The sequence below is a fragment of the Bacteroides sp. 3_2_5 genome, from assembly GCF_000159855.2.
Lineage (GTDB): Bacteria > Bacteroidota > Bacteroidia > Bacteroidales > Bacteroidaceae > Bacteroides > Bacteroides fragilis.
The window spans coordinates 2,522,815-2,535,640 of sequence record NZ_JH636044.1; the positions used below are offsets into that span (position 1 = coordinate 2,522,815).

Sequence of the window (12,826 nt, forward strand, 5' to 3'; positions counted from 1 at the left end):
TTTTAGTTTAAAGAAGGAACTTGCGGGAAGCGGGACCAGGTTTCATACTTGCTGCCCAATTTCCCTAAGGCTTCCTTCCACATACCTTTTATATCTTCATTCATTAAGTAGGTATTTTCTTCTTTTGAAATAATCCAGGTATTCTCCTTTATTTCCTGAATCAGTTGTTCGCATTCCCAGCCGGAATATCCGAGGAAAAAGCGTATCTTTCCTTTTATAGGGTTTCCTTGTAAAATGTATTTCTTGATAGCATCGAAATCTCCGTTGAGATATAATCCATTGTTGATCGGAAGGGTTCCGGGTATTTCGTGTAAAGTATGCAGATAAAACAAAGTGTCAGTTCCGATAGGACCTCCTTTGTGTAACGGAATATCTTCTATATATTTAAATTCTTTAATGATATCATTGAGCATCAATGGGAGTGGTTTATTTATAATCAATCCCATACTTCCTTCTTCAGTATGATCAACAAGCAATACTACTGACCTTCCGAAAGTTACATCGTGGAGGAAAGGCTCTGATATCAGAATCTTTCCTCTCGACGGCATTACATTATTCGATTGTATCTTAAATATGTCAGTATTGATGTTCATGCCCCTAATTTAAAGATTTATTTTACACGAACAAACAATATTCCTCTTTTTTTCGATTTAGTGTGCTCTTTTTAAGATATAGGATGATTTTCGGCAAATAACTTCATTCTTTCATCCAGTTGAGCATATTGGTGCTCTTTGATAAAGGAAGTGCATGCACGTAGTCCCTGTTGTTGGCTACCTGTAGTAACCAAGGAAATTGCACTGACCCCATAATACATCAACTCTTTTGCCAGCTCTCCACTTGTCATTCCCGGATAGCCTATGGTGAAATAGAAACCGTCGGCAACAGGATCTTCAAGATCTTTGTCGTATACCAGATGGAATCCGTAACGCAAGAATATTTCTTTCAATTTACGGGCGCGTTCACCATATATCCTCACTTCGTTCAGGAAATTGTATTTACCTTCGTTCGCTGCTTTCAGCATAGCTGCCATGGCGAATTGTGCCGAATGGCTCGTCCCCGAAGAGAGGGCATAAAGCACACGATGGATAAATACAGTGCCAAAAGTACCGCCTCCGTAGCGTTTATCGAATCCGGGATAATGGCGATGGTATAATTTATCAGAAATACAGCTGACACCAATACGTTGGCCTGCATAACTGAAGGCTTTGGAACCGGATATAAGCAAAATATAATTATCTGTATAGTGTGCCACCGAAGGCTGATAAGGTGCATGATACGGAGTACTCAGATCTTGGCGGAAGTCCATGGCAAAATAAGCTAAATCTTCAAGGACGATTACATCATATTGGGTGGCTAGTTCACCGATGATCTTCAGTTCTTCATCTTTTAAACAGATCCAGCTGGGGTTATTCGGATTTGAGTATATAACAGCTGAAATATTTCCTTTTTTCAGGTGGCTCTCGAGTTTTTCTTTTAATTTGTCTCCCCGATAATCGTATACATCAAATGTCTCGTACTTCTGTCCCATGACCACCAATTGCTGCTTTTGGACCGGAAAGCCAGGATCTATGAACAGAATAGTATCTTTTTTTTCATCACATTGACTACAAGTAAGGAAAGATGCGAAAGTACCTTGCATGGATCCCGTGACAGGTACGCAACCTTCCGGTTTGAGATCTATATCGATAAATGCTTTTATAAATTTGGAGGCTTCCGATTTTAGTTCCGGTAGTCCATTAATATCGGGATACAAACTGGCTATTCCATTTTGCAATGCTTCTATCTCGGCTTTTACTCCTACAGTAGAAGGGGGGAGACCCGGTACGCCCATTTCCATTTTTATAAATTCGACTCCGGATGCTGTTTCTGCTTTAGCTGCTATGGCTTTTACTTCACGAATGGTTGCTTTTGAGAAATCTGTAATTTGAAATTCTTCGATAGTTTCATCAATAAGATGCCGTTTGATAGGTGTATCTTTCATGTTTCTTTTTGTTGCTTTATAAATTGTGTCACAAAGATAGATATAATCTACTTATAATCAACAAATGAATGAGAAAGATGAAAAAAATCTTTTTCAGCTATTGCAGATATAAAAAAAACAGCTACCTTTGCAACCGCAATCGAGAGAGACAGCAATAAAGAAATGAAATTTTGGTGCGTTAGTTCAGTTGGTTAGAATACATGCCTGTCACGCATGGGGTCACGGGTTCGAGTCCCGTACGCACCGCAATAAACATTGAAAATCAATAGTTTGCAAAAATAACACCCAATTTTACACCCGTTAATGTAAAATTGGGTGTTTTTGTATTGTTTAGCATTTACACGTCTTAACTCCAATTTTAGTTGTTCAAATATTTGTTATTACTTACTTTAATAACTACACGTAGGGTAAAAATGCGGGACAAGAAAACATCCTCGTCCCGCTACTATAAAACGTATGTTTAATACTAAAAATCCTCACTATGTTCACATAAAGAGAACTGTAGTTTATATCCGACAAAAGTTCCATAAAAGTCAATAAAACAGTTAGCTTCCTTGCTATTAGAAATCCACTGTACTCCTATTCTATTATATTGGGAATGGTTTTCAGTTAGCTTATATTGGGGGTCACCATATAATCTGGTCAGACCTGCTTGAATAACATCCAGTTCACTTGCGTCAAATACTGTAGCATGTTCATTCGTAGCTTTAACCATTTTTATCACTTCTATAGCATGTACCTTTCCATTCAAACCGATAACTCTTACATAATTCATAGTTACATTAAAAATGCTATAATAATAAGCATCTGTCACTTTGTAAATAGAGTAACCATTTGAACTTTTCTCAAAACTCAATTTATTAGATATTTCAGATATTGGCATTCCGATAGTTATCCCTTTAAAGGAAGGTTTAGCTTCCAATTGTTGAATATTTTGAGAGTGCATAGTAAATATGCTCATTAAAAACGAAAGAAGTAAAAGTATATTTTTCATAACATTCTATTTATTTGGAGATAAACTCCCACCGTCTATATAACTCATTCCATTTATAGTAACCTACCATATTCCCATAAGTATCGTAAATCTCATATCGTTGGTATAAGTCATTCCACTTTTTCTTATATTTTACATTGCCATATGAGTCATATTCTTCATTTTGGTTATAAAGATTGTTTCTTTTCTCATAACCCTGCTGGTTTCCGTATTGATCTTTGATATCTTTTCTATTATATAAGCTATTATATTGTTCTGTTTTTAACAAATCTCCGTTTGCATTGTAATACTCTAAGCGGTCATATAATGAGTTATATTTGGCATATCCAATGAGATTGCCATAGGAATTGTAAAACTCTGTTCTATCATATAGCTCATTGTATTTTTGCGTATAATTCTGTCCCCATAATAGGGTAGAAATGCATAAAAGAACGATTGTAAATAATGTTTTCATAATTGTAATTTTTAATATATAAACCATGAATAAGATAATATCTCCTTTTTCTTTATCGCGAACAATGCACGATTTGCTTCAAGAAAGCCTTTTTTTAAAGCCTTTTTTAGAAATTTCTTTCCTTTTCTTTTTTGTCCAGACAAGTAGTATGATATTCCCAAATTGTAGTATAACTGGCTATTGTAATAGCCAGTACTTAAAGCAGCATTGGCATAACTCGTAAAATATCCAATTTGTTTCTTTTGTAGGTATTCATAAGCAGTCCGTGAATACTTGTCAAAATCTTCTCGAGCTCGCTTCTCTCTATACACTTCTGCCGCCGCTCTTAACATCATTTCTTCATGTGTCATCGGAACATAAGTGTTAGTAAATGTTGCGTTAGCGGGAGTGTCATAACGGTTTTGTGCATTAGCAAATATTGAAACCGTAAGAAATACAAAACATAGTAACTTTTTAGTCATGTACTACAATATTTTTATTCTTCCCAGCTCCATGAAGAAGTTTATAAAAACACGAAGCGTGGAACTGCAATGCCACGTCTTAGATGAAGGTCGTAGGAAAAATACCTTGAGTACAGATATGGATATAGCAGCCCACGCTATAGCGTGAGAACCACTATGCTATCCCTTGTACTCTTTGAAAATTTCCTACGTTTTCATCTACAAGATAAGCATAACGCTTCTTTCTTTACTAATATGTCTGGAGAGAGTGTGTGCTCAATCCGGTGCAAAAGTATGAAAAATAATCAAATAAACTCTGTAAAAGCCATTCTTATTTTCTCATTTCTTGTGTTTTATAACCTTAATCCCCTCTTCGGTCTGTTTTCTTCTTTTTGGGTGTGGCTTACACCCAGCTTTTCTTTGAGCTCTTTGAATTTCATCCTGAACCATTCAAGTATCGGCATACCGTCAATACACAGCTGGAATTTACCTTTCTCTTGTGGGTTTCTCTCTACGGTAGCCGTTGAGTGCTCCGTCCTGAACTTCTCCTTGTGTTCTTTCGAATAGAGCCTGCCTTTGAACCCTACGGGCTGCAGGCTGACGATTCGCCTTGTCAGTTCCTCGGTAAACCCCACTTCCCGGCATTGTTCGGCTATGGGCAGCAGTTCCGTTACGATAGGGAAATAGGTGTCTATCTGTTTCAGCCTATTGTCGTACCCTGCAATTTTCTGTTGGTAACTCCGGTCTATTCTGATTATCTCGCTGTTGTGGCGGTTCTCCATGTTCTTCTGCTCCCTCTGTTCGGCTTGCACCTGCTTTTGCAGATTCACAACGTCCTGCTTCAAGCCCTCATTCTCCGCTTCCAGCCTCCTGACCTTGCTGCCGCCCAAAAGAGAACTCACCCCGTCCGCTATGGCTGTGGTGGCGTTTACCGCCGCACCCTTCATCTTCTGCACGTTGATTTCTCCCTTGACCTGCTTCAACCTCTTCTGCGCTTCCTCTTCCAGTCCCAGCAGGGTTTCTATGTTCTCCTGCAGGCTGTCTTGTTGTTCTACCAGCTCCTTGTAGTATTGCATGGTGGAGATGTGTTTTGCCAGTGAACCGTCTATTCCTCTTTGCAAGCCATATTTGCCCATGGCTTGTGCGTAGGTGTCCTGATAGTGTTTCAGCTTGTGCCTTGCCATGACATCATCAGCACACAGCCGCACGTCCTGCGTGCTCTTCTTGCGGTATTTCTTTTTCCCGTTCTGTTCTTCTTTTTTGGCTTTCCTGCGCTCTCCGGTCACTATCGGTACGATAGTGGCGTGTATGTGCGGTGTCTTTTCGTCCATGTGCAGAACTGCCGACACGAGGTTCCGCTCCCCGTATGTTTCACGGAGCCATTGCAGGCTGTCGTTGCACCATTCGTCAAGCTGTCCGTCCGCTTCCATTTGCTTCATGTCCTTGTTGCTTCCGGTGAGCAGTACCCGGATTGCCTTCACCTGGTTGGTGCCCACCTTGCGTCTGATACCTGCCGTCTCTATCCGGTGCGCTATTGCCTGTGTGCGGTTCCTCACTCCTTCGGGGAATTGCACCAATTCCCGGTTCAGGTGCGTGCGCGTTCTGTCCGCGTTCTTGGGGTGGACGGTGCGCTCTATGTGTGCGGACATCCTGCTGTCCGTACCCTTTGCTTTCTCCAAATGCAAAACTACATATCCCATAACTGTAATACATTTTTCGGTTAATACTTCCCCTGCCTTGTTCCCCTGCCGCATGGCTCCGGGGTTTCAAAAGGGGCGGCGTCCCTTTTGCTCATTGGGGCTTTTTTAGCAATGCGTGCATTGCGTGAAGAAAAAGCCCTAATAAGCTATGGCTTTTTTAAAGCCATCTGCCGGCTGTGCGGTTACATCCTGAAACCTCTGCCTTTCCTCTCCGGCTGCCTTGCCTGCCGTTGTTCTCTTTCCGGTTCCGGTTTCTCCTGCCGCCGTTCCGCTTGTCCTGACCGTTTACCACAAAGGAAGTCGTTCAGGTCGTTGTAGTCTCCGTATATGTGTGATGCGTCCCGGACACGCAGCCCGTATTCCTCCCGCAGTTTCTGAACGGCTTCCATTCCCGCCTTGTCGTTGTCAAGGAAGCAATGGATGTGCCCGTAACCACCCAAAGGTCGGATTGCTTTGGATAGGTTGGAAGTCGAGTTCAGCACGATGTAGTCCTGCCCGTCAAGGTCGGGGCAGTTGGGACACCTTTCCAGCCGCAGGGTGAGGAAGGAGAGGTAGTCCATGAAGCCCTCGAAGAGGCAGCAGGTCTCCCTCGGCTGTTCCTGCCGTATGTGGGTGATGTCCTTCGGTGCGATGCACCCCTTGAAGAACTTGTTGCGTATCTCGTAGCCTCCCGAACGGTTGGGGAAGCCGACGGCAAAGTATGGTTTGCCGTCGGTCAGATAGCGCACTTCCCTGCATTCTCTTTTCGCCAGCTCCGTATTTATCCCCCTCTGCCGCAGATAGGAATACAAGGCGGGGGAAGAGAGCGGCACCACCTCCAACTGTTGGAAGCTCGGTTTTGAGAGTGCCTGCTTGCCAAAATAAAAGGAGACCGGATGCACGCCGGGCGCCTGCTCCGCTATCCGTTCCAAAAGGTAGGGCAGGCTGTCGGATGCGTAGAGTTCCTGCGCCAGTGCGATGATGTTCCCGCCCCTGCCTGCGCTAAAATCGTACCATAGATTGCGTTCCGTGTTGACCTTGAAGGACGGTTCCCGTTCATTCCTGAATGGTGACTTGTACCATAGGCTGTCGCCCTGTTTCCTTACCGGGTCGTAGCCGAGACTGTGCAGATATTCCTCTATGCGTATCTGTTTCGCTTCATTCGTATTCATGTAGGTTTCTGTTTAAGTGGATATTGTTTTTTTTCTTTTCGCCCGTACCTTTCCGTATATTACGGGCTGTATCCACTTTACTTTACTTCCGTATATATATGGTACGGGAATAAAGTAAAGTGCTTTTATCAGCAACCGGAACACTTCACTTTACTCTGACATATATATATACCCTGACTAAAGTAAAGTGGTTTCCGGTCTGTGCCGCTAATAGTGGAAGTCGGGGTTGAAAGTGTATTTCCTGCCGTTCTCCTGCACTATCATCCGCTTGCTTTTGAGTACGGTGATGAGTTTTACCACCTTGTTGTCTCCAAGCGTGACACCGACAGAGGCGTATGCTTCCTGCAAGGCTTCCGCAAGTTCCTGATAGCCGTATTCGGCTTTCAGGGTGAACGCCGCTTCCAGTGCAATGCGGTGTTGCCGCTCGGTGATGTCCTTGTACGGGTCGAACTTCTCCCTATTTCCTTTTGTCTCATCCTTGTCCTTGAACTGGTAGTCCTCCAGCAGTTCGGGCAATGCTTCCTCATTAATGCGGAATGCGAACGGTTCGAAGTCCACCGCTCTGATATGTGCGGTTTTGACCGTACTTATGTCGGGGTTCTTGCTGTCCTTCTCCACTTGCAGCACCGTTTCCGCCTTGTTGCTTAGCTCGGTTCCGATGTGCCCCCTTGCGTTCTCGTCCCCCTTGTTCTGATGCAGTATGGTATGGATGTGGATGTTCCTTTCCCCCGTCCATGTCATCAGCAGGGAGATTACCTTCGTGGATTCGCCGGGGCTGTTGATGTCGTACACCATGTCCCGTATTCCGTCGATGACTACCAGCCCGATATTCTCGGTGCGGTAGATTGCCTCCCTCATGATTGCTATGCGCTCTTCAGGCGTGTATTTCCGCAGGACGAGGAACTCGAGGTTCTCATGGTTGCTGCCTGTCGGCAGTCCCGCCATGCGCAGGCTGCGCCTTGCCACTTTCGCACAGTGGTAGGAGCTCTGTTCGGTGTCCACATAGAGTATTTTCCGCTTGTTTTCGGGCAGTTCCGCCGTATAGTTCAGTACCGTCCCGTTTTTCAGCGCAGCCGCCACGATTGCGGAGACGTTGAATGTTTTCTTGCTTTTGGCTTTTCCGATTGACGCGCTGAAGTTTCCCAGTGTGCCGATGACGGAGCCCTGCACTTTCAGGATTTCAGGTGCCTGCTCATAGTCTTCCGAAAGGTCAAGTCGCGAGGCATGCCATAGGATTATCGCCTCTTCGGGCGTGATGTTTCTTTCCTTGTTTTCCATATGGCACCTCCCTATCTGCGTCCCCCGCTTTTACGTCCTGCCAGTTCCAGTGCCATGTCCGCATCGACGATGATTTTGCGCCCTATCTGCGTAATGGCTCTGTCTATCCTCCCGCTTTTCTTGATGCGGTTTGCAGTGGGTATGCTGCACCCGAACAGCCGGGCTATGCCGCCTATCCCGTACACGTATTTCTTGTCCTTGTCGGCTGCTGGCTGGGCTGGCTTCGTTTCGCTTTCCTGCAAGGCATGTCGGTTCAGGAATATGAACTCTTCGCCCGTCATCTGCCATACGGGCTTTGATAAAAGGTCTCTAATTTCCATATCAGAATGAAATTAACGTTTGTACTGTAAGCCCTGCGCATGGGCTTTTTATTTCGTTCGAACAGTGCAAAGTTAGTTCCGGGTACGGGTGGTAAGGATGTGGATAGCGTGATTGGGGTATCACGCTATCTTATTAAGTATCAGTAAGTAATAAAAGGTGGTAGAAATTATTTTGAGTGGTAAAAGTGGTCGTGTCGTGGAATGTCGGGGCATATCATCGGCTATCGGAATATTAACCGCATTTCCTTGGCAAATTCCTGATTGCTGTCACTGGCTAAATCTGTACGGGGAACGGGTGCCTTGTATTTGGATTTGTAATATTTTATGTCTATATCCAGCAATCTCATGATTTCATCCTTCCACTTCTCTCTGTCCTGATTGGAGAGGGTCTCACCCATGAGGAATATCAGGTAGCATACACGCGCCTTTTCTCCCGGTCTTATCTTCAGCCTGTTCCTGCATGGCTGCAAGTTCATTCCGGCGTAGAAATCGGCTTCGGGAACGGCTTCAAACTGTTTGTCGTTGCATTTCTCATAAATGGCTGACAGCAGTCGCATGGGGAAATAGGCGGGTGGGCTTGCCGGGGTGGTACCGGATGAGGGAATTTCCTTTTCTTCCCCCTCCTTTTTCTTTTGGTCGGTCAGGTATTTATCAAGGATTGCCAATAGTGAGCCTCCCAGCCTGCAAATGTCCCCGCAACGGTTTTGCAGGCATTGCAGGGCTTCCCGCCTTGCCTGCTCCTTCTGCCTGTACAGTTCATCCAGTTTGGCTTTCTCCTTGTCGTATTCCCGTTTGCACCGGTCGTACCTTCTTTCCAGCAGTTCCTCTTCCTGACGGTCGTGTTCCCTGAAACCTACTGCTTCCAAAGAGCCGTTAGCTGCCATGAGTTCCCGGTAATATCCGTTTGTGACTTTCATCTGTCTGTCGATGCTCCAGTCGAAGCGCTCTTCATGCTGTCGGCAGACATATCCGGTATCGAGACAGTCAAAAAACTCCTTGCAGGCGCTGTAAGTCGAGATGTTGCCCTCAATCTCCCGTTTCAGGCTGTTCAGCAATATGGAGAAGTGCGCGGCGTCCGCTTCAAGCATGAGGCTGATAAGTGCGGTTTCAAAGGTCTGCGTGTCCCCGTACTCTCTGTAAAAATCAGAAATGAACTGTTGCTTCTCAAAAGAGAAACTGCCGCCGGATATTATTTCGGCGTATATTTTGTTGAGCTTCCCGTAGCGGGGTATCATTGACGTTATTCTTTCTTCCATGATATAATTGTGGTTACAGTTGGTTGAATTTGTTCATCGCATTAGCTTTGATGTTGTCGGCTATGTCTATGTACGGTTTCATCGCCTTGTAGTCGCTGTGTCCCGTCCATTTCATCACCACTTGTGCGGGAATGCCCAATGCCAAAGCGTTACAGATGAATGTCCGCCTTCCGGCATGGGTTCCCAGCAAGGCGTATTTGGGTGTGACGGTGTCTATACGTTCGTTTCCCTTGTAGTAAGTTTCCCTTACCGGGTCGTTGATTTCCGCAAGCTCCCCCAGTTCTTTCAAATAATCGTTCATCTTCTGATTGCTGATGACCGGAAGTGCCTTATGGTCTTCAAAGTATACGTCCTTGTATTTTTCCAGTATCGCCTTGCTGTGGTTGTTTAACTCTATGATAAGGCTGTCCGCTGTTTTGACGGTGGTCACTTCTATGTGGTCGGGCTTGATGTCACTCCGTTTGAGGTTGTACACGTCCGAATAGCGCAGCCCGCTGAAACAGCAGAACAGAAAGACGTCCCTTACCCGTTCGAGATATTGCTTGGTCGGGGGTATTTTGTAGTCTTTCAGCTTGTTCAGTTCTTCCCATGTGAGAAATATCACCTTCTTTTGGACGCTTTTCAGCTTCGGGTTGAAGCTCTCGTAGGCGTTGTTCATGCAGTACCCTTTCTTGGTGCACCACCGTAGGAACCATTTCAGGTAGGCTATCTGCTTCATGGTGGACGTGTTGCGCAAGCCTTCCACGTCCTTGAGGAAATTCACATAGCTTGTCAGCTTGGGTTCGTCCAGTGTCTCGAAGGTCAGTTCCTTGTCGAACTTCTCAAGGTGTTTCCTCACTGCGGCGAACTTCTCATAAGTGGCGTCAGACCAGCCGTTCTGTGTCCCGCATTCCTTGATGAACTCCCCGAATACCTCCATAGGGGCGAACGTCAGGGGTTTCTGCTGTTCTTCCTCCCTCTTTTCGCTGTGCAGGCTGTTGAAAGCCTCCTTTACTTGTGCGGTGGTAGGCATGGTTCCCTGAACCTCGAACTCCTTGAAGATGTTCTGTATTTCCGTATAGTAGCGCAGCAGGTCGGTATTGATTTCGGATGCGCTCTGTTTCAGCTTGTTGGTGCAGCCCGGCTTTACACGTTGTTTGTCTGTGTCCCATTTGGCTGCGTCGATGCGGTAGCCCGTTGTAAACTCGATGCGCTGGCTGGCAAATATCACACGCATACGGATAGGCACATTCTCCACGATTGGTACGCCGTTCTTCTTCCGGCTTTCCAAAGAAAAGATGATGTTTCTCTTGATATTCATATTCGGGTGTAATTAAATTAGCACCCAAATATACACCCAATTATTGAGATAGCAAAAGATTTTAGGTGATATTTTACGATATATACCAATCATAATAAGCTGTTTACTAGTAGATAGTTGCAAGTTTATGATATTTTGTAAAATTGTAGGTTAAAGTACCGTACGCACCGCAAAGGATAATTAAGAACAAATATTTAGCACTGATATTCAATATATTAGTGCTTTTTTTATGTTCTTACCTTTGCTACACTTTTAAAAATAGTGTGCATAATGTGCGACCAACTATTAGTAACCCGTGCGACCAATCCATACGTAACATTCATGTGTTATAACTATTTGATTCGATGAATGTTATATATTAGTTGTCCGTAAGGCTGCTCGTTCCATTGAAATGGTAATAAATATCGTGTTCAGATTGCGTAGCTGGGAAAGTCTGTATTTCTGATAGCATCTGATGAAAATTCTGTATCCGAACAATAAGAATATCGGTTGTTTGTTGTTTTGTATGACAGGATACAAGGAAAGAACGGTATTTTCTTGAATCCCTGCTAAAGAGCGTCCGGACTGCTACCCATACCTAGGGGATATGTCATCATGTACTGTCCCTCCCTTTTTGTTAATTTATTAACCGATATTCATTAGGAGCAAACCCCATTATCTTCTTAAAAAGAAAACTGAAATATTGTATTGAAGGAAATCTGAGCTCATGCACTATTTCGAGGATTCGGGTATAAATATCCGTAAATCGTATACAAGCCGACTTATTCAATCGCGGTAAATTTGCAATCAGAAAATGAACAATGAAAAAATAGAAGATTATGGATCGCAGAAATTTCTTAAGGACGGCATCAAGTTTTGCACTACTCGCGGCCGGAGCTACAACGGGTGTTTCCCGTGTGTTTACCGAATCCCCTATCTCTTCTTTATCAGGAAATTTATCTGATAAAAATACGCCAAATGCGGACGATACGATGGAGTATCGCAAGCTCGGAGAGCTGGACGTATCAGCTATTGGTCTGGGTTGTCTGCCAATGGTGGGATATTACGGTGGGAAGTACGACAAAAAGGATATGATCGCTCTGATTCGCCGGGCATACGACAAAGGTGTCACTTTCTTCGATACGGCGGAGGTCTATGGCTCTTACACCAGCGAAGAGTGGGTCGGCGAGGCACTCGCACCGTTTCGCGACAAAGTGAAAATCGGGACGAAATTCGGCTTCGGTGTCGAGGAGAAACAACCGACCGCTATCAACAGCCGTCCCGATCACATCCGCCAGGCTGTGGAAGGTTCGCTGAAACGCCTGCGCACCGACCATATCGACCTGTTGTATCAGCACCGTGTCGATCCTGCCGTTCCGATGGAGGATGTGGCCGGAACGGTAAAGGATTTGATGCAGGAGGGTAAAGTGCTGCATTGGGGGCTGTCGGAAGCGAGTGCCCGTTCCATCCGTCGGGCGCATGCCGTCTGCCCGCTTTCCGCCGTGCAGAGCGAGTATGCCATTTGGTGGCGGGAGCCTGAAACCAAAATCTTCCCGACATTGGAAAAACTCGGTATCGGCTTCGTGCCTTATTGTCCGCTGGGGCGTGCGTTTCTCACCGGGATAATCAATGAAAACAGCCGTTTCTACGAGGGAGACCGGCGTTGGAACTTGCCGCAATTCACGCCCGAAGCTTTGAAGCACAATATGCCGCTTATCGCCTTGGTTCGCAAATGGGCCGAGCGCAAGGGAGTGACACTCGCGCAATTCGCTTTGCTATGGATGTTATCTCGCAAATCGTGGATTGCTCCGATACCCGGAACGACCAATCCGGCACACTTGGATGACCTGCTCGGTGCGGGAACGGTCCGTCTCTCAGCTTGGGAGATGGAGGAGTTTGATAAGGAGTATGCCAAAATCGATTTGATGGGGCATCGTGCCGATCCGTTCACCGAAAGTCAAATAGATAAATAA

13 protein-coding genes and 1 tRNA gene are annotated in these 12,826 nt (G+C 45.1%); 2 read left to right on the forward strand and 12 right to left on the reverse strand.

Annotated features, from left to right (window positions below; translation table 11 throughout):
* Positions 1-2: 2 nt before the first annotated feature.
* A complete protein-coding gene (locus BSHG_RS07780; RefSeq protein WP_005787276.1) occupies positions 3-593 on the reverse strand; it encodes a YqgE/AlgH family protein in 591 nt (196 codons plus the stop codon).
* A 71-nt stretch (positions 594-664) separates the two neighbouring features.
* Entirely contained in the window at positions 665-1,981 is a 1,317-nt protein-coding gene (locus BSHG_RS07775) for an aminotransferase class I/II-fold pyridoxal phosphate-dependent enzyme (protein ID WP_008659970.1), read from the reverse strand.
* A gap of 172 nt (positions 1,982-2,153) precedes the next feature.
* Here BSHG_RS07775 and BSHG_RS07770 point away from each other — a divergent pair.
* A tRNA-Asp gene (locus tag BSHG_RS07770) sits at positions 2,154-2,227 on the forward strand.
* Positions 2,228-2,447: 220 nt separating this feature from the next.
* On the opposite strand, the gene BSHG_RS07765 is transcribed toward BSHG_RS07770, so the two are convergent.
* The 10 genes from BSHG_RS07765 to BSHG_RS23535 form a co-directional block, all read right to left on the reverse strand.
* Positions 2,448-2,975, reverse strand: coding sequence for a hypothetical protein (locus BSHG_RS07765; RefSeq protein ID WP_008659972.1), 528 nt, complete (start codon positions 2,973-2,975; stop codon positions 2,448-2,450).
* A 10-nt stretch (positions 2,976-2,985) separates the two neighbouring features.
* Positions 2,986-3,429 carry a hypothetical protein gene (locus BSHG_RS07760; RefSeq protein ID WP_008659973.1) on the reverse strand — a complete coding sequence of 148 codons (444 nt, stop codon included), beginning with the start codon at positions 3,427-3,429 and terminating at the stop codon, positions 2,986-2,988.
* A gap of 11 nt (positions 3,430-3,440) precedes the next feature.
* Complete coding sequence (locus tag BSHG_RS07755; RefSeq protein WP_008659974.1) at positions 3,441-3,890, reverse strand: hypothetical protein; 450 nt, start codon at positions 3,888-3,890, stop codon at positions 3,441-3,443.
* A 332-nt stretch (positions 3,891-4,222) separates the two neighbouring features.
* Positions 4,223-5,569 carry a MobV family relaxase gene (gene mobV / locus BSHG_RS07750; RefSeq protein ID WP_008659977.1) on the reverse strand — a complete coding sequence of 449 codons (1,347 nt, stop codon included), beginning with the start codon at positions 5,567-5,569 and terminating at the stop codon, positions 4,223-4,225.
* Between the two features lie 182 nt (positions 5,570-5,751).
* Complete coding sequence (locus BSHG_RS07745) at positions 5,752-6,720, reverse strand: toprim domain-containing protein (protein ID WP_008659979.1); 969 nt, start codon at positions 6,718-6,720, stop codon at positions 5,752-5,754.
* Between the two features lie 207 nt (positions 6,721-6,927).
* Positions 6,928-7,998, reverse strand: a complete 1,071-nt coding sequence (locus BSHG_RS07740; protein ID WP_008659980.1) for an AAA family ATPase — start codon at positions 7,996-7,998, stop codon at positions 6,928-6,930.
* 11 nt (positions 7,999-8,009) lie between these two features.
* Entirely contained in the window at positions 8,010-8,318 is a 309-nt protein-coding gene (locus BSHG_RS07735; RefSeq protein ID WP_008659981.1) for a DUF3853 family protein, read from the reverse strand.
* Positions 8,319-8,539: 221 nt separating this feature from the next.
* Positions 8,540-9,574 carry a hypothetical protein gene (locus BSHG_RS07730; RefSeq protein ID WP_032497411.1) on the reverse strand — a complete coding sequence of 345 codons (1,035 nt, stop codon included), beginning with the start codon at positions 9,572-9,574 and terminating at the stop codon, positions 8,540-8,542.
* Between the two features lie 13 nt (positions 9,575-9,587).
* On the reverse strand, positions 9,588-10,874 hold the full coding sequence (locus tag BSHG_RS07725) for a site-specific integrase (RefSeq protein ID WP_008659984.1): 1,287 nt from the start codon (positions 10,872-10,874) through the stop codon (positions 9,588-9,590).
* A gap of 616 nt (positions 10,875-11,490) precedes the next feature.
* On the reverse strand, positions 11,491-11,586 hold the full coding sequence (locus BSHG_RS23535; RefSeq protein ID WP_224223220.1) for an AraC family transcriptional regulator: 96 nt from the start codon (positions 11,584-11,586) through the stop codon (positions 11,491-11,493).
* Positions 11,587-11,692: 106 nt separating this feature from the next.
* Between BSHG_RS23535 and BSHG_RS07720 the strand changes: the two genes are divergently transcribed.
* A complete protein-coding gene (locus BSHG_RS07720) occupies positions 11,693-12,826 on the forward strand; it encodes an aldo/keto reductase (RefSeq protein WP_008659986.1) in 1,134 nt (377 codons plus the stop codon).